Source organism: Halomonas sp. MCCC 1A11062 (genome assembly GCF_021404355.1).
In the GTDB taxonomy this organism is placed as follows: domain Bacteria; phylum Pseudomonadota; class Gammaproteobacteria; order Pseudomonadales; family Halomonadaceae; genus Halomonas; species Halomonas aerodenitrificans.
The window spans coordinates 24,843-48,492 of the sequence record NZ_JABFTW010000026.1; the positions used below are offsets into that span (position 1 = coordinate 24,843).

The window sequence follows — 23,650 nt, forward strand, 5'->3', positions numbered from 1 at the left end:
GCATGTACATCGGGGTGGATTGCGGCACCCAGAGCACCAAGGTGGTGGTGGTCGACGTCGAGAGCGAGGCGATCCTCGGCGAGGCGAGCCGTCCCCATCGCCTGGCCGAGGGGGTGAACGGGCGTCGTGAGCAGGCGCCCCAGGAGTGGCTCGAAGCCTTCCTCGGCGCCTACGAGGAGGCCGTGACCAAGGCCGGCATCGAGCGCCGTGCGATACGTGCCATCGGCGTTTCCGGCCAGCAGCATGGCATGGTGGCACTCGACGCCGAGGGCCTGCCGGTGCATCCCGCCAAGCTGTGGTGCGACACCGAGACGGCGGCGCACAATGCTTCGCTGGTGGAGCGGCTGGGTGGGGCGGCGGGTTGTCTCGAACGGCTTGGCCTGGTGCTGCAGACCGGCTACACCGCTTCGAAGATCGCCTGGCTACGCGATACGCATCCCGATGCCTACCGCCGTATCGACACCGTGCTGCTGCCTCACGACTACCTCAATTTCTGGCTCACCGGTGAAAAGGTGGCGGAGGCGGGCGATGCCTCGGGCTCCGGCTATTTCGATACCCGCACCCGTTGCTGGCGTCATGACGTCTTCGCCGAGATCGCCCCGGAACTCGATCCGGCGCGCGTACTGCCACGGCTGATCGAATCCCGCGAGCCCGCCGGCACGCTGCGTCCGGAGCTGGCCCGTGAACTGGGGCTGGGCGAGGGCGTGCTGGTGGCGAGTGGGGGCGGCGACAACATGCTCGGCGCCATCGGTACCGGCAACATCGCCCCCGGTATCGTCACCCTGAGCCTTGGTACTTCGGGCACGGTGTGCGCCTATTCGCCCGACCCGGTGCAAGCCGAGAGCGACATGGTGGCCAACTTCTGCGCCAGCCACGGCGGCTGGCTGCCGCTGGTCTGCACCATGAACGTGACCTCGGCCAGCACCCTGGTGCGCGAGCTGTTCGACCTCGATCTGGTCGCTTTCGGCGAGCGGCTGGCCGCGGCGCCGATCGGTGCCGAGGGGGTGACGGTACTGCCGTTCTTCAACGGCGAGCGGGTGCCGGCGCTGCCCCACGCCACGGCCAGCTTCCTGGGGCTCGACAGCCGTAATCTGACCCAGGCCAACCTGTGCCGGGCGGTGGTGGAGAGTGCCACCTTCGGTCTGCGTTATGGCCTCGAGCTGCTCGGCCCGCTGGCCGCCGGCGCGAGCCAGATCCGTCTGATCGGTGGCGGGGCGAAAAGCCCGGTGTGGCGCCAGATGGTGGCCGACGTGGCCGCAACCCCGGTGATCTGCCCCCAGGTGACCGATGCCGCAGCGCTGGGTGCGGCGCTACAGGCGGCCTGGTGTGAGCGGCAGGATATCTCGCTGAGCGAACTGTGCGAGCGTCTGGTGCACCTCGACGATGCCTCGCTGGCCGAGCCGAAGGCGGCCAGTGTCTGGGCCTACGAGACGATCTACGGCCGTTACCGCGAGGCGCTATCCGCCCAGCATGGCATTGCGACCTGAAACATCCATGGTGCGCCCTCTTTATCGAGCCAGGATGGCCTCGGCCTCTTCGACCAACTGCCGACCGCCTTGTAGCGTGGACGAAACCCCATAGCCGATTTCGTGGCTGATCCGTTGCAGAACGATAGCGATTTCGCCTGCACCGGAAGGAGGAACGGGGGGTAGGGGCCCGACGTAGGGTTCCAGGTCATCGATGTAGGTCAGCGTTGCTCGACCTACATCGTCCAATGTCGGGGCCAACTGCATGCGCATGTCCGAGGAGGCCGGTATACCCCGATCCACGCCCAACACCTTCACCGTGGCGGGATCCATGACCATGAAATTTGCCAGTTCGACGGTACGGCGTTGCCTGTCCGCATCCAGCCCGGCCGCCACGGAGAGCATCTGCGACGGCTTGTAGTAGTGGCCGGGCCGGCCTTCGGGGGTTACCGGGCAGGCGGTGATACCCAGCGGCCGGTCGATCTGCTTCTGGTAGTTCAGCATCATGTTCGAATGCGCAAAATCCATGGCGGAGTAACCCAAGGTCAGCGGCGACGTCTCGACAGAGTTCCTGAAGAGAATCTGGATGTCGACCGGTACGCATGCCCGTTTGGCACGTAACTCCGCCCAAAAATCGAACCAGGCGGTTGCATCTGCCGCCTCGAAACCGAGCTGGCCATGGGGTTGGTACAGGCTCTTTCCCTGCTGGAGAAGCCAGGCTTCGAATGCCGATTCCAGGCCGCTGGCATCCATGGTCGGGTAGTAGTGCTCCCTAGGCGTGCCGACGGTAAACCGGGTGCACTTGTCGTGGAATGTCTGCCAGCTTTCCCCGATGGCGGGTGGTTCGACCCCGGCTTCCTGCCACCGCTCCCGATCGGTGAAGGCTGCGGTAGCATTGATCCCCAGATTGACGCCATACAGGCGCCCGTCGATTCGACAGGAGTCGATGTTGTGCTTGCCGAAGGAGTCGATGTCGAGCAGGCCGTCCAAGAAAGGGTCCAGCGGTTCGATGACCCTACTGCGGGCATATTCCTCGAGGTAGCGATAATCCATCTGGATCAGGTCCGGCGTATCGCCGAGTGCCACGAGCGTCGACAGGCGCAGCCAATAGTCCAGCCAATCGGTGAATACCGCCTCCACCCGGATATCGGGATGGACGGCTTCGAACAGGGCGAAGGCTTCATTCGTTATCCGAGCCCGATCGGCCGAGCCCCAGCCGCTGAAACGCAGCGGCTTCGTCTCGCCAAGACACACCGGGCTGACCAGCAAGAGCGCGAAGGCACCCACCGTGTGCTTGATGAAGTCGCGCCGAGGAATGGTGTTCGCGTTCATTGCTGGCCCTCTCGTTCCACGAAGTCGAGCGTCTCGGCCAGTGGTACGGCTTTCGCGTAGTAATAGCCCTGACTCTGTTTGCAACCCAGCTGTCGCAATGCATCGACTTGCTGGCTGGACTCGACTCCTTCGGCAATGGTTTCGATGCCCAGCGATGCGCACAGACCGCAGATGGCGTGAACCACAGCGTGACTGTCGCATGAGGTGAGCATGCCGTTCACGAAGGACCGGTCGATCTTGACCTTGTCGAACCGGAACTTGCACAGGTAACCCAGGCTGGAATAACCCGTGCCGAAGTCGTCCATGGCAATTTGCACGCCAATGCTTCTCAGCGCTTCCAGTAGAAAGAGGTTGTGATCGGTGTCTTCCAGCAGCACCCCTTCGGTGATTTCCAGCACCAGGCGTGTCGGGCTCAGGCCGGATGCCGAAAGGGCATTACGTACTTCATCCAGAAAGGCCTCGTTGCGGAACTGCACCGGGGACAGGTTGATGGCAATGGAGATGTCCTCCGGCCAATGCAACGCATCCTGGCAGGCCCGCCTCAAGACCCAGTTTCCAAGTCGATCGATCAGACCGATCTCCTCGGCCATGACGACGAACTCCGCTGGCGATACGAATCCTCGTTCCGGGTGCTGCCAACGCAGCAACGCTTCGAAGCCTCGGGGTGACTCATCGTCAAGGTCGACTTGAGGTTGATAGTACAACTCCATCTTCTCGTGTTCGATCGCGTCACGTAGGTCCATTTCCAGGGCGCGTCGTGCCTGGATGTAAGCATCCATTTCCGGCTCGAAATAGCGGTAGGTGCTGCGTCCGTCCTGCTTGGCGCGAAACAGGGCGATGTCGGCCTGCTTCAGCAGCACGTCCGGGTCGGAAGCGTTTCGGGGGGCGATGGCGATGCCGATCGACACGCCGGTAACGATGGTGTGTGTTGCCACGCGGTAAGGTCGGCCGAGCCGTTCTATCACCTTGTTCGCCATTTGCGTTACCCGGTCCGGCGTCACATTCTCCGTCAACAGCACGGCGAATTCGTCGCCGCCCAACCGCGCCACCCGGTCGGTATCGCCAAGGCAGTGCCTCAACCGCTCGCCGATTTGAATCAATAGCCGGTCGCCGACGGGATGCCCCAGCGAATCGTTCACCGACTTGAAATCGTCGAGGTCGAGGCACAGCAAGGCCACGTCTCGTTCGCCTTTCTGATCTGCCTGAGCGGCCGCCAGTTTTTTGCGGAACAGGGTGCGGTTGGCTAGCCCGGTCAAGGTGTCGTGATGTGCCAGGCGAGTGATCTGCTCTTCTTGCTTGCGCCGCTCGGTGATGTCCTCATGCACGGAAACGAGCCCGCCTTCCGGTGTATCCGCCACCTGCACGACAATGGTCCGTTCATTGCGAAAGTCCAGCATCTGGGGCACCAGGAAGTCATCGCCGAGCGTCGGTTCTTGCTCGCTCTCCGGTTGTTCCAGCCATCGGGCGCCTTGCTCACGGCACAGCTTGCTCAGCTCCCGCAATGTCATGCCTGTATGCACCTGTTCAGGTGTTAGGTCGTACAGTTGCAGGAAGCGGGTGTTGATCATCAACAGGCGTCCATCGGCATCGGTCAGGCACAAGCCCTGAGGAGTGCTCTCGATTGCCGCGGTCAGACGATCGTACTGGATGCGAATGTTCTGGCGGGATTCCTCCACCAGCCGACGGCGCGCGCTGGAGAGTTCCAGGATCAGCTGCTCGAACGATTGCGCCAGGCTGCCAATTTCATCGGAACGGGTCACCAGCCTCAGCGGTGTCGGCTGGTTCAGGTCATCGGTCCGGCGCAGATGTTCGACGTGGGTGGTCAATCGCTCCACCGGCCGGGTCAGTCGCGAAGCGAACACCAAACCGGCAATGAGCAGCATCAGTGAGGCGGACGCTGCCACCAAGGAGACCGCGAAGCGGGATTCCAGAATCGTGTCGTCGATCGTCTGGGTCGCTTCCTGGTACTGGGTCCGGGCATCGTTTTCCAGATTCCGCAACACGGCAGCCAAAGCGTTGTCGGCCCGACTGACCATCAACAGCTGGGCAGCCATGCCGGAGTCGAACAGCCGTGCCCGACGCCAGGCATCGTGAAGGCCGCCCGGAGCGGTCAGGATGTCGGAGAGGCGGGCGATCAGTGCTTCAATATCCTGGGTCGGAAGGACTGGCCTAAGGACATCGCGTTCGCTTTCAAGCGCCGCCAGAATATCCAGATGTGCCTGCTTGTCCCTGGTGTGTCCCTGGGCCTGGCTGGTGTGGGCCCGGCTCAGATCATTGTTCAGCCGGGCCAGGTGGATATTGATGTAGGCCAGATGCAGAGCGGCCTCCAGCGAAGAAGAGGCCTGCCCGTTCGTTTCAGGTCGGAACGAGCGGAAAACGGTCCCAGCATAGGCGTGCATCGACTGGGCCAGCTCGTCCAGCTCCGCTACGGTCGCCAGGGCCTGTTGTCGCTGTTCTTCGAAACGGATTTGCAGGGTTTCGCGGGTATCGCACAGGGAGGAGAGGTTATTGATGCTCAGCTCCAGTTCGTCCTTCGCGGTGCGGACCGTGCGTTCGGTGTCGAGCGCACCGGTGTGGCGCAGGAAGTCGGCGAGTGCGTCGATGGCGGCGAACTCGGGCGCGAGGCTGCCCTCCAACCTGGCGCGGTGTGAACCGTCTGCCCGGTCGCATGCCGTTTTGATGTCCCGTGCCGTCCTCGTCAACGTCCGCATGGCGTTGGAGGCGCTCATCGCGTTGGTCAACAAGGGGTATTGAGTATCGGTGGTTCGGGTAATGACAGTGGCGACCTGGTTGGTATAAGACAATCCGATCCAACCAATGACACTGACGACAATCACCGAACACAGCGCCGCTGCCACCATCTTGAAGCGGAGCCGGCCGAAAACCCTTCGTGCGTGCTCTGGCAAGCTTCCTTACCTCTTATATTATTGTGATCGCCAACTACATCCCGTCTAATTGGGTGCTCTTTTGTTTAAATGTCACAACGTGTAGAGGTAACGTAAATTTAAAATGCCGCAGTGGCAAAAACACGCAATAAATTCGTTATACGACCATTGGCTCTGTTGTCACTGCTCGGCCAGTGGCCGTGGCGCGTATGCAGACGGGGCATCAACGTGCGATGGGCCGAGCATGGGGGCAGTCCAGCCGGGAGGCGGTGCCTGCCGCGAGAGATGGTCGAGGCAGGCGTTATTGCCTCAGAAGGTTTCCAGCTTCCACACGTCGAAGGCCGGTTCCTCATAGGGATGTGCGGCGCGCAGGGCCTCGACGGCGTCGTGGATCAGATCGTCCTGGCAGACCATCTCCACTTTCACCTCCTCGACCTTTTCCAGGTCTCCTACCTGACCGATATGCGGGCTAGCGCCATCCAGCGGGCGAAACTGACCGGTGCCGCGGGTCTCGAAGCAGCACGCCTCGTAGTCGCCGATGCGCCCGGCGCCGGTGACGAATACGGCTTCCTTGACGGCCTCGGCATCCTCCAGCGGTACGAAGAAGGCAAGCTTGTACATCGCTATCTCCCTGTCACGATCTTGAGTGGCTTCCGTTCTCCCCCCTTTTTGCCACAGCTGACAGGCAGCGTCAGCCCCTTGGCTGTTCACACAGCAGTGCAGCGAAAAAATACTTGTCCAATAGCTGTACAGTAACTATTGTTTGTACAGGGTTGGGTTGTTCATGGCGCTCCACCCTATACGTACACACTGAGGAAATGACCCGATGAAACCGATTCATGTGGTAGCCACGAAGTGGATGGGAGCAGGTTTGGTTGGCCTCATGCTGGCGGGCGCCGTTCAGGCCGGCAGTCATGGAGACAAGCAGGACATCGTGGACACCGCCGTGGCGGCCGGGCAGTTCGAGACCCTGGCTGCCGCGCTGGAAGCCGCTGGGCTGGTCGAGACCCTCAAGGGAGAGGGGCCCTTCACCGTCTTCGCTCCCACCGATGAGGCCTTTGCCGCCTTGCCCGAGGGTACCGTGGAGAGTCTGCTGGAGCCCGAGAACATCGAGCAGCTCCAGGCCGTGCTGACCTACCACGTGGTGGCAGGGAAAGTCATGGCCGAAGATGCCATGGGCCTGGACAGCGCCACCACGGTGCAGGGACAGGACATCACCATTACCACCGCCAACGGCACGGTAATGATCAATGACGCCACCGTGATTCAAGCCGATATCGAGGCAAGCAACGGCGTCATTCACGTCATCGACAGCGTGCTCCTGCCTGAGTGATCACAGCCAGCCCTTGCTGTGTCCAGCTTGCCACCCTGCGGGGTGGCCTTTTTATTGGCGGGCGTGCTCATGAGCGGCGCCGACCTTCGCCAGCATGATGCAGTATGACCTCGCAGGCGGCGTGTTTCAGTTTCAGCGCCGCATCCCAATCGCTTCCCTGGGGTTCGAGGGCGGCGCTGATCTGCACCGCCACCTTGCCCGGATGGGGCCGCCACTCCTTGCCTCGCAGCAAGTGCCGCGAGCCGGCGATGGCGACCGGGACCACCGGCACGTTGGCATGGGCAGCGGTGAGAAAGGCGCCCATGTGGAAGTCGCCGAGTCCGGGCTCGGTGGTGAAGGTGCCTTCCGGGAAGATGGCGAGTGTGTCGCCGTTGGCTACTGCCCGCTCGGCCTGCTGCATGTCCTGTTCCGCCTGGCGCGGGTCGAAGCGCTCGACGAACAGCGCTCCCATGCGGGTCAGTGGCAGACGGGTTGCCGGGCGGCTCTCCAGTTCCTCCTTCGCCAGGTAGCGCACGCTGCAGGGCAGGGCCGCGGTGAGAATCAGCACATCCAGGTAGCTGGCATGATTGGCGACTATCACGCAGGGGCGGCCGTGCGGGAGGTGCTCCAGACCACTCACTTCGACACGGATGCCGGCCAGCCGAGCCATGGCCCGGCAGACGTAGTGAGCGACGCGCCAGCGCCAGGCGAGCCGCGGCAGCGGGAGGCCTACCAGGGCGAACAGCATGAAACCGACCCCGAAGAGCGACCAGGCATAGAGGTAATAAGCCCAATAGCCCGCCGCCGATAGCCCCTGGCGTGCGCGTCTGACCCACGCACGCAGCGTCAGCTTGACCACCTGACGCCAGACCGGAAGTGGCTTCTCGCCCAAGCGGCCCTGGCGGTAGAAGTCGCGGGTTGCGGCGCGGCGGATCTTGCCGCTGGAGGTCTTGAGTACGCTGTGGGGCGGCACCAGGCGAATGTCGTCGGCCGGCAGGTCGACCACATCCACTACCGTATCGGCGATGGTGCGGCACAGTTCCTGGCGCTTGACCGGGTCGTCGATTCGGGTCTCCGCCACTACGACCAGCGACTCGGCGCCGGTCGTCGGGTCGGGGTCGCCGAACACCGCCACGCAGCCTCGGCGCACGCCCTCCAACCGGCCAACCGCCGTCTCGATGTCGTAGGGGTAGATGTTGCGCCCGCCGCGCACCAGCATGTCCTTGCGCCGTCCGCTGATGTGGAGATCGCCCTCGGCCAGGTAGCCACGGTCGCCGGTGCGCAGCCAGCCGTCGTGGCACAATTTCTCGCTCTCCTCGGGATTGTCGAAGTAGCCTTCGGTGGCGGAGGGGCCACGGAACTCGAGATCGCCCTCCTGGCGCTCGGCGAGCTCACTACCCTCGGCGTCGACGATGCGCAGGGCATAGCCGGGCAGCGGCGGGCCGCAGTTGACGAAGGGCTGTGCCGCCGCCGGGTCGCTCTCGGGGCGTGCTTCGCCGCTGGACGCGAAGCGCTCACGGTTGATCCTGTCGATCACCAGTCCGCGGCCGGGCTTGGCCACGCAGAGACCTACCGCTGCTTCGGCCAGGCCATAGACCGGCATCAATGCCTCGCGCTTCAGGCCGCAGGGGGCCAGCCGTTCGGCGAACTGCTCCATGGTAGTGGCGCTGACCGGTTCGGCGCCGTTGAAGGCGACCCGCCAACTGCTCAGGTCGAGAGTCTGAACCTGTTCTGCAGGAATGGCGCGCAGGCACAGTTCGTAGCCGAAGTTGGGGGCGCCGGAGATGGTGCCGCGGTGGCGATCGATCAGCTCCAGCCAGCGCAGCGGGTGCGACAGAAAGGCCAGCGGCGACATCACCACCAGCGGGATGCCGTAGTAGAGACTGGCCAGCCATGCCGCGATCAGCCCCATGTCGTGGTACAGCGGCAGCCAACTGACGAAGACGTCGTCCGGTGCGGCTTCCAGCCGTTCGCCCATGGCGCGGATGTTGGCCAGTAACTGGGCGTGAGTGAGCCGTACCCCCTTGGGATCGCCGGTGCTGCCCGAGGTGTATTGCAGCAGCGCCAGGCTCGAGGCGCTGGGGGCGCGGGGAGCGACCGATGCGGAGGGTGCGTCGAGTTCTGCCAAGGTGACGACATGGCGCAGCTGCGGCGCCTCGGCATGCAGCAGATGCGCCACCTTACGCGCCTCATCGACGGTGATCAGCAGCTCCGCGCCGGCATTGCTCAGGATGCGCCCGTGGCGCCGAAGGTGCTCCTCGAGCTGGGACGGGCGGGCCGGTGGGTAGATGGGAACCGGCACGGCACCCGCGCGCAGTATGCCCAGGAAGGCGACGAAGTAGTCGGGCGAGGTCGGCAGCATCAGCGCGATGCGGTCGCCATGCCGAATGCCGCGCGCCGCCAGTGCGGTGGCGATGGCTTGCGCCTCCCGGTTAAGTTCACCGTAGCTGAGAACTTTCGGCTCATCCCCATCGCCATAGACATAGAGGTGAGAGCGATCCGGATGTCGCTGCAAGTGCCAGTCCATGGCGGCATTGAGGGTCTCTGCGTCGCTCGGTTCGCCGCCTGGATCGGCCTCATCGGCACTGGCTGCTTCACGTCTCGGCGATACGGGCTCCGTCGCGACCCGGTGAGACGACTCCGCCGTGGAAGAGTGCAGCAGCTCCAATAGGGTGGCGGGGGTCTCGGCCAGCAGCGCCGACTCAGGCAGGCGAGCACCGAACTCCTGCTCGATACGCAGCAGCAGCTCGGAGCGGGCCAGACTGTCCAGCCCCAGGTCTCGATCCAGGCGCGACTCCAGCGAGATGCGCATGTCGTCGCCACGGTCGGGCCGAATCTCCTTCACCAGCGTTTCGAGCAGTACCAGTAAGCGCCGCTCGACCTCCCTGTCGGCCATGTCATGGCTGTCGTGGTTCACCATACTTCACCTCTGTAGGTGCCCTTGGGTAGTGGACTCCGACATGGCATGGTTTCTCCCTTACTGTAGTGGTTTAGAGCGGTTGTCAGATCAGACGATCAAGGAGGGAGTCAATGGATCGAAGGCTTGCGACTCTGCTGGAGACACGAGGGCTCTCGCCTCAAGGGGCGCTGCGCCCGCTTGGCGGGGGCGACATGGCGGCCGTTTACTGGCTGGAAACGGACCAGGGGGCGGTGGTGGCCAAGCAGGACGATGCGCAGCGCCTGGCCGGCGAGGCAGATGGGCTGCGGGCGCTGCGCGAGGCGGGGAGTTCGCTGCGGGTGCCCGAGGTGCTGGCACTGGGCGACGGCTGGCTGGTGCTGGAGGCGCTGGTCAGCGGTTCGCGCTCGCCGCGCTCTGCCTCGGCGCTGGGAGAGGGCCTGCGTCAGCTGCATTCCCTCACCGCGAGCGAACACGGCTGGCCGCGTGACAACGCCTGTGGTCGTACGCCCCAGCCCAATGCGCCCATGGCCGACGGGCGAGCATTCCAGCGCGAGCGTCGCCTGTTGCCGCTGGTGCAGGCCTGTCACGCGCGCGGGCTGCTCGACACCCCCTTGCGTCGACGTATCGAAACCGTGGCGCAAGCGCTGGAGAGCTGGCTGCCCGATGCGCCGGCGAGTCTGCTGCACGGCGACCTCTGGTCCGGCAACGTGCTGCATACGCCTCAAGGCCCGGCAATCATCGACCCCGCGGTGTATCGCCACTATCCCGAGGTGGACCTGGCCATGTTGACGCTGTTCGGCTCGCCCGGCGATGTCTTCTTCGAGGCCTACTGGGACGGTGATGTGCCGGGCGACTGGTCGCGGCGCGAGGCCCTGTTCCAGCTCTACCCGCTGCTCAATCATCTGCTGCTGTTCGGCGGCGGCTATCGGGGCGGTGTAGAACGCGCGGTAGCGGCCGTCGAATCCGGGTAGCGAGGATCGTTTCATTCAAGGGTACGTTTGAATCATCTTGCCGAGAGTGATGAACGGTACATACAATCGTGTATGTTAGGCTCGCTCAAGGAAGAGAACCTTATGAATCGAGGCATCGGCGGTTTCATTCGGCGTGTCGTCGTTGGCTGCTTGCTGGCCACGCCGGCTTTAGCCGGCTCGGGCGTCGTGACGCTGCAAGTGGACAACGACGGCATGGTCAGCAGCGACGACGACCATTACACCTCCGGGGTAGAGCTGCACTGGACCCGGGCGGTCTCGCCGCAGCACTGGAGCCAGCGCGTCACCCATGGCTTGCCCGGCGTGTGGGTCGGCTCGGTGGATGCCATCAGCTATCACCTGAGCTATCGCATGTACACGCCGGTTGAGGTGGAGCGCCGCGACCTGATCGAGGACGACCGCCCCTATGCCGGCCTGATCCTGGGCGGCCTGGCGCTATATGGCAGAGAGCCGCTGAGCGGTGCCTGGCATCGTGAAGAGGCATTCCAGCTCGACCTCGGCGCGGTCGGCCCCGTTACCTCCGCCGACAGCGTTCAGCGCGAGGTACACCGCTTCACCAACAGTCAGCGCCCCCGTGGCTGGTCTCACCAGCTGGGCAACGAGCCCATTCTCAACCTGGGCTATCGTCGCCATTGGTGGCAAAGCCATTCGCTGGGGTGGCTGGAGATGCAGCATGGCCCGGGCGTGTCGGCCTCTCTCGGTAACCTGTTGGTGCAGGCTGGCGGCGGCTACGGCCTGCGGCTCGGCCGCGGGCTCGATGCCAGCATGGGCTGGCCCTCCCTGAGCATCGAGCGCGGTGGCTATCGTCAGGTCGCGACGTCGCCAGGCAGCGGCTGGAATCTCTTTGCCGCGCTGCAGGGGCGCTACGTGGCGCACAATCTGCTGCTGGACGGCAACACCGTGCGCGACAGCCACTCGGTCGACCGTCGCGAGTGGGTCGGCGATGCCGTCGTCGGCGTGGCGCTGACCTTGCAGCAGTGGGAGGTGAGCCTGGCGCACGTGTGGCGTAGCAAGGAGTTCGAGGAGCAGGTGAACAGCACCGTGCACGGTGCGCTGTCGCTGAGCTATCGGTTCTGACCCGGAAATCCCTTGCCTTGACCTGCATCGCCCCCGCCCTGGCGGCGGGGGCGTGACCGCTTACCAGGCTTTGTAGGGCAGGAACTTGCCGTTCAGAGTTAGCAGTACCCGGTCGCCCTTGGGGTCCTCGACCTTGTCCACTTCCATGGTGAAGTCGATGGCGCTCATGATGCCGTCGCCGAACTTCTCCTGTACCACGTCCTTCAGCGTCTCGCCGTAGACCCCCACCACCTCGTAAAGGCGATAGATGAATGGGTCCTGGGGGATCGCCTCGTCCCAGGCTTTGGTGGGGAAAGCCGTGAGAGCGTCAGCGACCTCGGTGTCGACCTCGAGCACGTCGCACAGCTTGTGGGCTACCTCTCGGCTGGCGCTGTTCATGCCGTAGCAGGCCGAGGCGGTCCACACCGGTGACATGCCGATGGCCTTGCCGATCTCGTCCCAGCTCAGCTTCTTGCGGGCCTTGGCGGCGAGCAGGGTATGGCGCATTTCGAGCTTATCCATGATGTTTCTCCTTGGCGCTGAGGTTGACCAGCTTGGGTGAGGCGGATGCCGGCGCATCGGCCTTGTGGTACGTGGCCGGGGCGCTTGCCTCGGCGACGGGGTTGACCGGCCGCGGGTAGTGCAGGCCGCGTGAATCCTGGGAGAGCGTGCGCAGGTCGCTGGCGCGATTGACGAGGAAATCGACCAGGTAATTGCGCAGGGTGTAGAAGTGTGGATGCTTGACGATCTCGCCCCGGGAGCGTGGCCGCGGCAGATCGATCTCAACCGCTTCGGCGATACGCGCCTCTGGGCCGTTGGTCATCAGGAAGATGCGATCGGCCAGCAGGATTGCCTCATCCACGTCGTGGGTGATCATGAACACCGTCTGGCGGTCCTGGCTCCAGATCTTGAGCAGCTCGTCCTGGATCACGCCACGGGTCAGTGCGTCCAGCGCACCGAAGGGCTCGTCGAGCAGTAGCAGCTCCGGCTTGGTGGCGAAGGCCCTGGCGATGCTGACCCGCTGGCGCATGCCGCCCGAGAGCTGGGCCGGCTTGCGTGTGATCACCTCCTTGAGCCCGACCATCTCCAGGTAGTGCAGGCTGTGTTCGGTGACCTGGCTCTCCTTCCACTCGGGCCAGCGGGCACGCACGCCGAAACGCACGTTCTCCAGTGCCGTGAGCCACGGCAGCAGGCTGTAGTTCTGGAACACCACGCCGCGCTTCAGGCTGGGGCCGTCGATCTCGCGGCCATCCATGATCATGGCCCCGTCGCTCAGGCTGTCGAGCCCGGCCAGGGCGTTCATGATGGTCGACTTGCCGCAGCCGGAGTGGCCGATGATGCAGACGAACTCGCCCTTCTGCAGTTGGAAGCTGACTTTCTCGAAGACCGTGAGATCCGCGCTGCCCTTGCTGCCGGGAAAGCGCTTGGCGGCCTGTTGAACTTCCACGAAGGCATGACTCATGGCGCTTACTCCTGATAGGTGACCAGCCGGGCGACGGAGGAGAGCGCGAGGTCGAGCAGCATGCCCACCACGCCGATCACCAGAATCGCGAAGATCACGCTGGTCAGGTCGAGGTTGTTCCATTCGTTCCACACGAAGTAACCGATGCCGGTGCCACCCACGAGCATTTCGGCGGCCACGATCACCAGCCAGGCAATGCCGATGGAGATGCGCATGCCGGTGAGGATGGTGGGGGCCGCGGCGGGCAGGATGACCTTGAAGGCCGTCTTCAGCGGCGACAGCTCGTGGGTACGGGCCACGTTGACCCAGTCGCGGCGCACACCTGCCACACCGAAGGCAGTGTTGAGCAGCATCGGCCAGATCGAGCAGATGAAGATCACGAAGATGGCCGAGGCCTCGGCGTCGCGAATGATGAACAGGGCCAGCGGCATCCAGGCCAGCGGCGAGATCGGCCGCAGCACCTGGATATAGGGGTTGAGCGCACGGTACATCAGCGGCGACATGCCGATCAGAAAGCCCACGGGAATGGCAATCACCGCCGCCATCAGATAGCCGGTGAGTACCCGATAGAGCGAATAGCCGAGCTGAATGCCGATGCCCTTGTCGTTGGGGCCGGCGTCGTAGAAGGGATTGGAGAGTTCGACCCAGGCACGCTCGAGAATCGCCGAGGGTGGCGGTACCCGTGCCGTTTCGTCGGCGCCGCCCATCAGCAGCTCGTACTCGCTGAGCTCCTCGCCTCCGCCCAGCACGGGGGCGCGGTCGAGGCCCTCCCACAGCCCCAGGCCCACGATCAGCAGCAGGACGGCCAGCAGCGTGGCTCGGGCGTTCAGGCTAAGTTTCCATTCGGTGGTGGTGCGGTCCATGTCAGCTCCTCCTCAGCGCGAAACTCTCGACATAAGCCTCGGGCTCGGTGTAGTCGAAGGTCTTGCCCATGATCTCGAACCGGCGGGCGTTCTCTTCCGGGGCGTCGTAGCCCAGTTCGCGCATCACCTCGCGGGCATCGGTGGCGAGATAGACGTCGCGGGCGATCTGCTGATAATCGATGTCGCCGTTGATGTAGCCCCAGCGCTTCATCTGGGTGAGGATCCATATCGCCATCGAGTGCCAGGGGAAGGGATCGAAGTCGATGCGGTCGGGCACGTTCTGCACGTTGCCCAGGCCATCGGCGAAGCGCCCGGTCAGCACCTGTTCGATCACCGTTACCGGCTGGTTGAGATAGGCGGCGGGGGCGATGGCCTCGGCGATCTCGGCGCGGTTGGCCGGGTCGGAGGAGTACTGGGTGGCATCGACGATGGCGCGCAGCAGGGCGCCATAGGTGTTGGGGTTCTCGCGAGCGAAGCGCGCGCTGGTGGCGAAGGCGCAGCACGGGTGGCCGTCCCAGATCTCCTTGGTCAGTAGATGGATGAAGCCGATCCGCTCATAGACCGCGCGCTGGTTGAACGGGTCGGGAGAGAGAAAGCCGTCGATGTTGCCGGCGCGCAGGTTGGCGACCATCTCGGGCGGCGGGATGACGCGAATCTGGATGTCCCGATCCGGATCGAGACCGTGTTCGGCCACGTAGTAGCGCAGCAGGAAGTTGTGCATCGAGTACTCGAAGGGCACGCCGAAGGTGAAACCGCGCCACTGCTCGGGGTCGCGCTTGTCCTGATGGTCGTTGTGCAGCACGATCGCCTGGCCGTTGACGTTCTCGATGGCCGGCGCAACGAAGTGCCGCGAACTGGAGCCGGCGCCCAGGGTCATGGCCAGCGGCATCGGCGTCAGCATGTGGGCGGCATCGAAGCGGTCGTTGAGCGAATTGTCGCGGATCAGCGCCCAGCCCGCAGCCTTGATCACGTTCACGTCGAGCCCGTAGCGTTCGTAGAAGCCCATGGGGTGGGCCATGATGATCGGCGTGGCGCAGGTGATGGGGATGAAGCCGATATCCAGCTGGCTCTTCTCCAGCGGCCCCAGGCTCTCCTGGGCGGCGGCCTTGATCGCGCCCAGCGGCAGAATGGTAGACAGCGCTGCCGCCACGGTACCGCCGCCGACCAGCTTCATGAACTGGCGGCGATGCATGTCGCTGTGGCCGAAGATGCCGCGCACCAGAGCGCTCTCCACGACGCGATCCATCATCGCTTCGCTGTCGCGTGGGGCGTCGCTGGCATCATCGCGGCTGGCCGAACACTCACCACAGCCGCAGTGGCGGCCATGGACCAGTGACTGACGATGATCGAACGGGTTTCCCAGACTGTTGTGATCGTTGTTCATGTGGTTCCCCTCGAGAACGCAGGTAATCGATTGCCTGCACTCGCCTGGTGCATGGGGACAAGGCGTGCCGGCACTCTCTCCTGCCAAGCGAGTCACGTGCCATTCCTCGTGCTTTTCTTTCTAGTTTCGTAAAAACAATGGCTTGCAGGATGAGAGAGAGTGGCGGGAAAAGGCGACGATATGCGACGAAATTCCGTCATTGACGATATCTCGTTGCTTTCACGACGAAATGTCGTCACTGGTACGCTGCTTGTATGGATCAGGGCAGACTTCCTGTTGGAGTTCCACCATGTCTCTGCCCCAGGTACCGGAGCGCTTTGCCTTCGATCATGCCCCCATCGCCATGCTGCTGGCCGATCCCCGGGCCGACCGGCTGCTGGCCGCCAACGCCGAGGCGTGTCGCCTGCTGGGTGCCGACTTCGAGCGGCTCGCCTCACGCCCCTTCAGCCACTGCCTGGGACCTTCGTTGCCGATGTGGGTAGCGTTCAGCGACGAAACCCAGCAGCGCTCACCGGCCTGGTCCGACGACCTGCTGCTGTTCGATGTGCAGCGCGCTCCGCGCCGGGTGGAGGTGTACGGGCAGGCGCTGGACGAGCATTGCTTGATGTTCGGCGTGATCGAGCTCGACAAGGCCGAGCAGCGCCGGGCGCGGGCCGAACTGTGGCGGCGTCACCGTCGCGGTCATGTGGGCTGGGAGCGGGTCGAGCAGGTGTTCGAGCGCATCGAGCGGCAAAACCAGTTGATCCTGGGCGCCGCCGGGGAGGGCATCTACGGGCTCGACGCCGAGGGCCGCACCACCTTCGTCAACCCGGCCGCCGAGCGCATCCTGGGCTGGAGTAGCGAAGACATGGTCGGCCATGACGCTCACCTGATGTTCCACCACACCCATGCCGACGGCAGCCACTTTCCTGTGCAGCAGTGTCCGATCCACGCCTCCTTCAGCGATGGTCAGGTGCATCGGGTCGACAACGAGGTGTTCTGGCACAAGAACGGCGAGGCGATCCCGGTGGAGTACACCAGCACGCCGATCTTCGAGACCGGGCGGCTGGTGGGCGCCGTGGTGCTGTTCCGTGACATTCGCGAGCGCAAGCGGGCCGAACAGCAGCTGCGCGATGCCCTGGCCGAGGTGGAATCGCTAAGGCAGCGCCTGGAGCTGGAGAACCAGTATCTGCAGGAAGAGATCACCGCCGAGATCAACCATCGTGAGATCGTCGGCGAGAGTCCGGCAGTGGCCCACCTGGTGCGCCAGATCGCGCTGGTGGCGCCCACCGACGCCAACGTGCTGGTCACCGGCGAGTCGGGCACCGGCAAGGAGCTGATCGCCCGAGCGATCCACGCCGGCAGCAGCCGCAGCGACCGGCCGCTGATTCGGGTCAACTGTGCGGCGATTCCCCGCGACCTGTTCGAAAGCGAGTTCTTCGGCCATGTGAAGGGAGCCTTCACCGGTGCGGTGAGCGATCGACCGGGACGCTTCGAGCTGGCCGATGGCGGGACCCTGTTTCTCGACGAGGTGGGGGAGATACCGCTGGAGCTGCAGAGCAAGCTGCTGCGGGTACTGCAGGATCAGCAGTTCGAGCGAGTGGGCGACGATCGTACCCGCGAGGTGAACGTGCGTGTGATCGCGGCGACCAATCGTGAGCTGGGCGAGATGATCGCCGCCGGCCAGTTCCGCGAGGATCTCTACTTCCGCCTCAACGTCTTTCCCATCACCTCGGTACCTCTGCGCGAGCGAATCGGCGACGTGCCGCTGCTGGCCAACCATTTCCTGCGCCGTGCCTGTCAGAAGTTCAACAAGCCTGGCATGCGCATCCCACCGGCGCAGATGGAGGCGTTGAAGCGCTATCCCTGGCCGGGCAACATCCGCGAACTGGAGAACGTGATCGAGCGTCAGGTCATCGTCGCTCAGCGACGTGACCTCGCCTTCGAGGAGCTGCTGTCGTCAACGGGCGCCGACAGCCTGGCGCTGCTGAGCTCGACGGCGCCGCTCGGGCGGGTAGGCCACGCGGAGGTGCGGGAACCGCAGACCGAACAGGAGATGACACGGCACCTGCGTGCCAATGCGGTAGCGGCGCTGCGCGCCTGTGGCGGCAAGATTTCGGGGCCGGGCGGTGCGGCAGAGCTATTGGGCCTGCCGCCGACTACCCTGCGTTCACGGCTCAGGGCATGGCGTATCGAGCCGCGGGACTATCGAGCCGAGCCGCGCGGGGTTCTTACATCTAGCTGAAGGCTCTTACATTTAGCTGAAAGCTCTTACATTTAGCTGAAGGCTCTCACACCTAGCCGGCAGCACCGCTATGCCTATACTGGAGGCTTGGCCGGTGCGCCGAGGGCGATGATGCCGGGGGGAAAGGTCATGCATGAATCGAAAAAGCTGCGGTGGGGCGTCGTCGGTGGGCTTCTGCTGACAGGCTGTTTCGTGCTTGGCTCGAGCGCCTGGGCCGCGCCTGACGAGGCCGGAGCTACCAACCACGGAGCGCTCTTCCTGCCCGTGCAGCACCCGCTGGCCTGGCATCGTGAGCACTGGCGTCAGCGCCGTCAGTTCGACCCTACGTTCACCATCGAACTTCCCTGGTTCCTCTTCGACCCCTATCTGCGTTGGGGCCACGCCCCGCGGCCGGATGAACCGGCACGGCCCGCTACCATCACCCCGCGCGAGCGCCGGCCTATCTGGCGGGACGACGTGGTAGGAACGGGCAGTGGGGAGCGGCTGGAGGTACATCCCGAAGGGCGAATATTGCGCAGCCGGCCGCGCTCGGATTGAGCGGGCCACGTACCGCCAGCGCAGGCTTGGAGCATCACGCTAGTATACATACACGAGTGTCTATATAATTCCCCGCACTCGAATGACCTGCCGCGAGCACGCATCACGTGCCGCTCCTGACGAAATACGATCGCAGCGGAGAGCCTCATGACCTTGTTGCCCTGGGGAGCGCGCCTTCCCGTGAAATGGATACTGGCTGTCGGCCTCTTGGTCTCCCTGCTGACAGGGTGCGAGCAGAATGGAAACGACGGTGCCCCCGCTGGCGCTGGCGGACGTCCACCGCCCGACGTCTACGTACAGCGCGTGGAGCCGCGTTCGGTCGACGTGGTGGAGGAGTACGCCGCCCGCGTGCGCGGCTCGCGTGAAGTGGAAGTGCGCGCTCGTGTGCAGGGCATCCTGGAAGAACGACTCTATACCGAAGGCCAGGTCGTGGAAGCGGGCGAGCCGCTGTTCCGTATCGACCCTGAGCCGTACCAGATCGAGCTGCAGCGGGCTCGGGCGGAGCTGGCCAATGCCCAGGCCGAGCTGAACCAGGCTCAGCGCGAGTGGCGGCGTATCTCGACGCTGTTCCAGCAGAACGCCGTCAGCGAGCGCGAGCGCGACTCGGCGCTCTCCGCTCGCGAGCTGGCCGAGGCGCGCTACGCTCTGGCCGAGTCCGGCGTGGCCACTGCCGAGCTCAACCTCGACTACACCGAGGTACGCGCGCCGCTGGCCGGCATGACCGGGCTCGAGAGTTTCCCCGAGGGCAGCCTGATCGAGCGGGGCACACTGCTGACCACAGTGACCCAGCAGGACCCGGTGCACGTGCGTTTCTCGCTGCCCGAGGGCGATGCCGCTCTGCAGCGAGCGGCCCGGCGCGCCCTGTCCGCCAACGGCCAGTCCGAGCAGCGTGAGGCGCTGCTGACCCTGCCCGACGGCCACGCCTACGAAGAGAGTGGAGTGGTGGACTTCACCGACAGCACCATCGATCCGCGTACCGGCAGCGTGTCGGCCCGTGCCGTGTTCCCCAACCCCCAGGGAGAAGTGGTACCGGGGCAGTTCGTGCGTGTTCGCGTGCTGGTACAGGAGCTCGAAGACGTCTTTCTGATTCCCCAGCAGGCGGTGGGACAGGGGCCCCAGGGAGCGCGTGTCTTCATCGTCGAAGACGACACCGTTCACGCGCGGAGCGTGGAGCTCGGCCCCGTCGTCGACGGACGCCAGGTGGTGCTGACCGGTCTCGAGGCCAATCAGCGCATCGTGGTCAACGGTCTGGTGGGCTTGCAGGATGGCATGCCGGTTCGGGTCAATGAATTGAGCCCCGAAGAGGCTCAGCAGGCGGCCGAAGAGGCCGAGGCCTCAGCGGCGGAAGCCGAAGCCGAGACCGACGAGGAGGCGTAATGCTCAGGTTCTTCATCGACCGGCCGATCTTCTCCTCGGTCATCTCAATCATCATCGTGCTGGTGGGTACGGCGGCGCTGCGCGCGCTGGCGGTGGAGCAATACCCCAACGTGGTGCCGCCCGAGGTCGTGGTCCAGGCGCAGTATCCCGGTGCCAGCGCTCAGGTGATCGCCGAGACCGTGGCCGCCCCGCTGGAACAGGAGATCAACGGCGTCGACGACATGCTCTACATGGAATCGACGGCCACCGATGCCGGCAGTTTACAGATCACCGTCTCCTTCGAGATGGGCACCGACCCGGACCAGGCAGCGATCAACGTTAACAACCGGGTGCAGGCCGCCCTCTCACGCCTGCCGCAGCAGGTACAGACGCTAGGCGTGCGCGTCGAGGCGCGCTCCACCAACATGCTCATGGTGCCGGTACTGTATTCGCCGGATGGCTCCCGCGACCCGCTATTCCTCTCCAACTATGCTCTGCTCAACGTGCTCGACGAGCTGGTGCGTCTGCCCGGGGTGGGCGATGCCTCGCTGTTTGGCGCCCAGGACTACTCCATGCGCGTGTGGCTCTCGCCGGACAAGCTGGCGCAGTACGACCTGACGCCTTCCGACGTAGCCGCCTCCATTCGCGAGCAGAACGCCCAGTTCGCCGCCGGGAGCATCGGCGCGCAGCCGGCCCCGGAGGAAGTGGCCTTCACCTTCGCCGTTTCCACCCCGGGCCAGCTGTCCGAGCCGGAGGAGTTCGAACGCATCATCCTGCGCGCCGACGAGCAGGGTGGCACCCTGCGTCTGGGCGATGTGGCACGTGTCGAGCTGGGCTCACAGAGCTACGCTTTCTCTGCCACCTACAACGGCCAGGGCGCGGTGCCCATGGGGGTGTACCTTCAGCCTGGCGCCAACGCGCTGGATACCGCCACGGCGGTGCACGAGGCACTGGAGAACATGTCCTCGCGCTTCCCCGAGGGGGTCGGGTACGTCGTGCCCTACGACACCACGGAGTTCGTCGAGATCTCCATTCGTGAGGTGTTCATCACGCTGCTGATCGCGGTGGCGCTGGTGGTGGTGGTGACCTTCGTCTTCCTCCAGCACCTGCGTGCGACCCTGATCCCGGTGGTGGCGATTCCGGTGTCGCTGATCGGCACCTTCGCCGGCATGCTGGCGCTGGGCTTCTCCATCAACATGCTCACCCTGTTCGGGCTGGTACTTGCCATCGGTATCGTGGTGGACAACGCCATCATCGTGCTGGAGAACGTCGACCGACTGATCAAGGAGCAGGGGCTCAAGGCGCGGGATGCTGCCGTGGAGACGATGAAGCAGGTCGCCGGAGCGGTGGTGTCGTCGACCCTGGTACTGGTGGCGGTATTCGCGCCGGTCACCTTCCTGGGTGGACTCACCGGTGAGCTCTATCGGCAGTTCGCCGTGACCATCGCCATTTCGGTGGTGGTGTCCGGCGTGGTGGCGCTCACGCTCACGCCGGCCATGTGCGCGTTGATGCTCGACAAGCAGAAGCACGAAGTGGCCAAGCCCTTCCAGTGGTTCAACGCCGCCTTCGACAAGCTTACCAACGGCTTCGCCTGGCTGGTGAGCAAGCTGCTGCGCCATGCGCTGCTGGGCATGGTGCTGTTCATCGGTGTGATCGCCCTGACGCTGTTCTCGCTGACTCGTCTACCCTCCGGCCTGGTGCCGCAGGAAGACCAGGGTACGGCGCTGGTGGTCTACAATCTGCCGCCGGCCTCGGCGCTGCCGCGTACCGAGGCGGTGCGCGATCAGATCACGCAGATGCTGCTGGGCATGGACGAGGTGGATCAGTTCACCACGGTGGCGGGCTTCGACATGATCGCGGGCTCGCTGCGCACCAATGCGGGTATCGGTTTTGCCAATCTCGCCGATTGGGGCGATCGCACCGGGCCGGGGCAGGACGCCGCTTCCGTGGCCGGACGCATCATCGGCATGGGAGCCGGTATTCCCGAGGCGATGGTGATCGCCTTCACGCCGCCCCCGATCATGGGGCTTTCTCTCACCGGCGGGGTAGAGGGCTACCTCGAGGTGAGTGGCGACGTGACCACCGAGGAGCTGGAAACGCTCGGTCAGCGGCTCAGTGCAGCTGCCAACGAGCGGCCGGAATTGACCAACGCGCGCATCACCCTGGACAGTGGCATTCCCCGCTATCGTGCCGCAGTGGACCGTGAGAAGGCACGGGCCATGGGCGTGCCGATCAACCAGGTGTTCGAGGCGATGCAGAGCACCTTCGGTTCGCTCTACGTCAACGATTTCACCCTGGCGGGGCGCAACTGGCAGGTCAACCTGCAGTCCGAGGGCGAGTTCCGCAGCCAGCCTGAGGATCTCAACAAGGTCTTCGTGCGTTCGGAGTACGGCGAGATGCTGCCGCTCTCGAGTCTGGTGAGCCTGGAGCGCACCAGCGGGCCGGACATCATCAACCGCTTCAACGTCAACAGTGCGGTCAACTTCCTGGCCGATGCGGCCCCGGGCTACACCACCGGCCAGGCCAAGGAGGCGATGGAAGAAGTCGCCGCCCAGGTGCTCGATGCCAACAGTTCGCTGGGCTGGATCGGTGAGGCCTACCAGCTCGACGCCGCTGCCGGTGCGGGTGGGCTCGCCTTCGGCCTGGCCATGGTGATGGTGTTCCTCATCCTGGCCGCCCAGTACGAGCGCTGGACCCTGCCGATAGCGGTGGCCACGGCGGTACCCTTCGGCGTGCTGGGGGCGGCACTGGCAGCTATGCTGCGCGGTTTTCCCAACGACATCTACTTCCAGGTGGGGCTGCTGGTGCTGATCGGCCTGGCGGCGAAGAACGCCATCCTGATCGTCGAGTTCGCGGCGCAGAATCGACGCACCGGGATGAGCTCCTTCGATGCGGCACTGGCCGCAGCCCAGCAGCGTTTCCGCGCCATCCTGATGACGGCACTGACCTTCATCATCGGCACCTTGCCGCTGGTATTCGCCACCGGAGCGGGGGCCAACAGCCGTCAGGAGATCGGTACCGTGGTAGTGGGCGGCATGATCATGGCCAGTTCGCTGGCGCTGATCTTCGTGCCGTTGGCCTACAAGGTGATGGAAGATCTGGCTACCTGGCGGCGTGAGCGCAGCCAGCGCAACGCAGAGGGCAAGGCAAGCCGGGCATGATGCCCGGCCAGGCCGCCGGGGTCAGGGCGACTCCGGCGCCTGTGCCAGCAGCATGAGCTGCGTATCGACCAGCTGCGTGCCGCGTTCGATGAGCGAGAAGTGCTCGTGGTTGCGCAGCCAGTCGTGAAACAGCCCACCGAGGGTCGCCTGCAGTAGCCGGGCGGCGACTTCCGGCGAGAGATCGTGTCGCAAATGGCCCATGCCGGCAGCGGCGGTGAAGTACTCGATGAGAGCGCCGCACGCCTCCTGGGCAATCTCGTTCTGCATGGCCAGCGGATCGATCTCACCGAAGGTTTCGCAGTGGTGAATCAGAATGGCGTGCACGCGCCGATAGCGTGGCTGTTCGAGGCGGGCGAAACCGCGGTGGCAGGCCTGACGAATGGCTTCCAGCGGGCGCTCGGCCAGTCCCGGATCGCCGATCTCCTCGACCAACTCCTCGAACGGCATACGCACCCGCAGCAGCATGGCCCGGAACAGGTCGGCCTTGTTCTTGAAGTGCCAATAGACGGCGCCGCGGGTCACGCCGGCCTCGCGGGCGATCTGCTCCAGCGAGGTACGTGCCACTCCGCGCTCGAGAAACACCTCTTCCGCAGCATCGAGCAGAGCTTCGCGGGTGGCGGCGGCTTCCGCCTTGGTACGTCGCGCCATGGTGTGTGGTGTCTCCTCAGGCCTCGCTTTTGCGCCATTCTATCGTAGCGTCGCGCGTCTTACCTTCACCTGTGTA

At 64.6% G+C, this 23,650-nt stretch carries 17 protein-coding genes; 8 read left to right on the forward strand and 9 right to left on the reverse strand.

The window, feature by feature from the left end:
• Positions 1–2 precede the first annotated feature (2 nt).
• Entirely contained in the window at positions 3–1,487 is a 1,485-nt protein-coding gene (xylB, locus tag HOP58_RS19745) for a xylulokinase (protein WP_234261306.1), read from the forward strand.
• Positions 1,488–1,508: 21 nt separating this feature from the next.
• Here the strand turns inward: xylB and HOP58_RS19750 are convergent, their stop codons facing one another.
• From HOP58_RS19750 to HOP58_RS19760, 3 genes are all read right to left on the reverse strand, one after another.
• Entirely contained in the window at positions 1,509–2,798 is a 1,290-nt protein-coding gene (locus HOP58_RS19750) for an ABC transporter substrate-binding protein (RefSeq protein WP_010629328.1), read from the reverse strand.
• Positions 2,795–5,704 carry an EAL domain-containing protein gene (locus tag HOP58_RS19755; protein WP_234261307.1) on the reverse strand — a complete coding sequence of 970 codons (2,910 nt, stop codon included), beginning with the start codon at positions 5,702–5,704 and terminating at the stop codon, positions 2,795–2,797. Before HOP58_RS19755 ends, HOP58_RS19750 begins: the two co-directional genes overlap by 4 nt.
• Before the next feature lie 288 nt (positions 5,705–5,992).
• A complete protein-coding gene (locus HOP58_RS19760) occupies positions 5,993–6,304 on the reverse strand; it encodes a YqfO family protein (RefSeq protein ID WP_010629326.1) in 312 nt (103 codons plus the stop codon).
• A gap of 205 nt (positions 6,305–6,509) precedes the next feature.
• Between HOP58_RS19760 and HOP58_RS19765 the strand changes: the two genes are divergently transcribed.
• Positions 6,510–7,016 (forward strand): fasciclin domain-containing protein, encoded by a 507-nt coding sequence (locus tag HOP58_RS19765; RefSeq protein WP_010629325.1) that lies wholly within the window; start codon positions 6,510–6,512, stop codon positions 7,014–7,016.
• A gap of 67 nt (positions 7,017–7,083) precedes the next feature.
• Here the strand turns inward: HOP58_RS19765 and HOP58_RS19770 are convergent, their stop codons facing one another.
• The gene (locus HOP58_RS19770; protein WP_234261308.1) at positions 7,084–9,915 is read right to left on the reverse strand and encodes an AMP-binding protein; all 2,832 of its coding nucleotides are present in this window, start codon (positions 9,913–9,915) and stop codon (positions 7,084–7,086) included.
• A 110-nt stretch (positions 9,916–10,025) separates the two neighbouring features.
• On the opposite strand from HOP58_RS19770, the gene HOP58_RS19775 reads away from it, so the two are divergent.
• Together HOP58_RS19775 and HOP58_RS19780 are read left to right on the forward strand one after the other, a co-directional pair.
• A complete protein-coding gene (locus tag HOP58_RS19775) occupies positions 10,026–10,865 on the forward strand; it encodes a fructosamine kinase family protein (RefSeq protein ID WP_010629323.1) in 840 nt (279 codons plus the stop codon).
• Positions 10,866–10,967: 102 nt separating this feature from the next.
• Positions 10,968–11,960 carry a lipid A deacylase LpxR family protein gene (locus tag HOP58_RS19780; protein ID WP_010629322.1) on the forward strand — a complete coding sequence of 331 codons (993 nt, stop codon included), beginning with the start codon at positions 10,968–10,970 and terminating at the stop codon, positions 11,958–11,960.
• 60 nt (positions 11,961–12,020) lie between these two features.
• Here the strand turns inward: HOP58_RS19780 and cynS are convergent, their stop codons facing one another.
• From cynS to HOP58_RS19800, 4 genes are read right to left on the reverse strand one after another with little or no spacing between them, the layout of a single operon-like run.
• Positions 12,021–12,461 carry a cyanase gene (cynS, locus tag HOP58_RS19785; protein ID WP_010629321.1) on the reverse strand — a complete coding sequence of 147 codons (441 nt, stop codon included), beginning with the start codon at positions 12,459–12,461 and terminating at the stop codon, positions 12,021–12,023.
• A complete protein-coding gene (locus tag HOP58_RS19790; protein ID WP_234261309.1) occupies positions 12,454–13,401 on the reverse strand; it encodes an ABC transporter ATP-binding protein in 948 nt (315 codons plus the stop codon). The genes cynS and HOP58_RS19790 overlap by 8 nt, the downstream gene beginning before the upstream one ends.
• Positions 13,402–13,406: 5 nt before the next feature.
• Positions 13,407–14,264 carry a nitrate ABC transporter permease gene (gene ntrB / locus HOP58_RS19795; RefSeq protein WP_234261310.1) on the reverse strand — a complete coding sequence of 286 codons (858 nt, stop codon included), beginning with the start codon at positions 14,262–14,264 and terminating at the stop codon, positions 13,407–13,409.
• Position 14,265: 1 nt separating this feature from the next.
• On the reverse strand, positions 14,266–15,648 hold the full coding sequence (locus HOP58_RS19800) for a CmpA/NrtA family ABC transporter substrate-binding protein (RefSeq protein ID WP_234261311.1): 1,383 nt from the start codon (positions 15,646–15,648) through the stop codon (positions 14,266–14,268).
• Positions 15,649–15,937: 289 nt separating this feature from the next.
• Between HOP58_RS19800 and HOP58_RS19805 the strand changes: the two genes are divergently transcribed.
• From HOP58_RS19805 to HOP58_RS19820, 4 genes are all read left to right on the forward strand, one after another.
• Positions 15,938–17,872: a sigma 54-interacting transcriptional regulator gene (locus HOP58_RS19805; protein WP_234261312.1), complete on the forward strand. Its 1,935-nt coding sequence runs from the start codon at positions 15,938–15,940 to the stop codon at positions 17,870–17,872.
• Between the two features lie 129 nt (positions 17,873–18,001).
• Positions 18,002–18,409, forward strand: a complete 408-nt coding sequence (locus HOP58_RS19810) for a hypothetical protein (protein ID WP_234261313.1) — start codon at positions 18,002–18,004, stop codon at positions 18,407–18,409.
• 147 nt (positions 18,410–18,556) lie between these two features.
• On the forward strand, positions 18,557–19,786 hold the full coding sequence (locus HOP58_RS19815; protein WP_234261314.1) for an efflux RND transporter periplasmic adaptor subunit: 1,230 nt from the start codon (positions 18,557–18,559) through the stop codon (positions 19,784–19,786).
• The gene (locus HOP58_RS19820; RefSeq protein WP_234261315.1) at positions 19,786–22,926 is read left to right on the forward strand and encodes a multidrug efflux RND transporter permease subunit; all 3,141 of its coding nucleotides are present in this window, start codon (positions 19,786–19,788) and stop codon (positions 22,924–22,926) included. Before HOP58_RS19815 ends, HOP58_RS19820 begins: the two co-directional genes overlap by 1 nt.
• 21 nt (positions 22,927–22,947) lie before the next feature.
• On the opposite strand, the gene HOP58_RS19825 is transcribed toward HOP58_RS19820, so the two are convergent.
• Positions 22,948–23,574, reverse strand: a complete 627-nt coding sequence (locus HOP58_RS19825) for a TetR family transcriptional regulator (RefSeq protein ID WP_010629313.1) — start codon at positions 23,572–23,574, stop codon at positions 22,948–22,950.
• Positions 23,575–23,650 lie beyond the last annotated feature (76 nt).

Bases quoted from the DNA above. Each gene is read 5' to 3' on its own strand.
- HOP58_RS19820 (WP_234261315.1), top strand. From the start codon at position 19,786: ATGCTCAGGTTCTTCATCGACCGGCCGATCTTCTCCTCGGTCATCTCA.
- HOP58_RS19750 (WP_010629328.1), bottom strand. From the start codon at position 2,798: ATGAACGCGAACACCATTCCTCGGCGCGACTTCATCAAGCACACGGTG.
- HOP58_RS19770 (WP_234261308.1), bottom strand. From the start codon at position 9,915: ATGGTGAACCACGACAGCCATGACATGGCCGACAGGGAGGTCGAGCGG.
- HOP58_RS19805 (WP_234261312.1), top strand. From the start codon at position 15,938: ATGTCTCTGCCCCAGGTACCGGAGCGCTTTGCCTTCGATCATGCCCCC.
- HOP58_RS19815 (WP_234261314.1), top strand. From the start codon at position 18,557: ATGACCTTGTTGCCCTGGGGAGCGCGCCTTCCCGTGAAATGGATACTG.
- HOP58_RS19800 (WP_234261311.1), bottom strand. From the start codon at position 15,648: ATGAACAACGATCACAACAGTCTGGGAAACCCGTTCGATCATCGTCAG.
- HOP58_RS19775 (WP_010629323.1), top strand. From the start codon at position 10,026: ATGGATCGAAGGCTTGCGACTCTGCTGGAGACACGAGGGCTCTCGCCT.
- HOP58_RS19780 (WP_010629322.1), top strand. From the start codon at position 10,968: ATGAATCGAGGCATCGGCGGTTTCATTCGGCGTGTCGTCGTTGGCTGC.
- HOP58_RS19760 (WP_010629326.1), bottom strand. From the start codon at position 6,304: ATGTACAAGCTTGCCTTCTTCGTACCGCTGGAGGATGCCGAGGCCGTC.
- HOP58_RS19790 (WP_234261309.1), bottom strand. From the start codon at position 13,401: ATGAGTCATGCCTTCGTGGAAGTTCAACAGGCCGCCAAGCGCTTTCCC.
- HOP58_RS19825 (WP_010629313.1), bottom strand. From the start codon at position 23,574: ATGGCGCGACGTACCAAGGCGGAAGCCGCCGCCACCCGCGAAGCTCTG.
- HOP58_RS19765 (WP_010629325.1), top strand. From the start codon at position 6,510: ATGAAACCGATTCATGTGGTAGCCACGAAGTGGATGGGAGCAGGTTTG.
- ntrB (WP_234261310.1), bottom strand. From the start codon at position 14,264: ATGGACCGCACCACCACCGAATGGAAACTTAGCCTGAACGCCCGAGCC.
- cynS (WP_010629321.1), bottom strand. From the start codon at position 12,461: ATGGATAAGCTCGAAATGCGCCATACCCTGCTCGCCGCCAAGGCCCGC.
- HOP58_RS19810 (WP_234261313.1), top strand. From the start codon at position 18,002: ATGCATGAATCGAAAAAGCTGCGGTGGGGCGTCGTCGGTGGGCTTCTG.
- xylB (WP_234261306.1), top strand. From the start codon at position 3: ATGTACATCGGGGTGGATTGCGGCACCCAGAGCACCAAGGTGGTGGTG.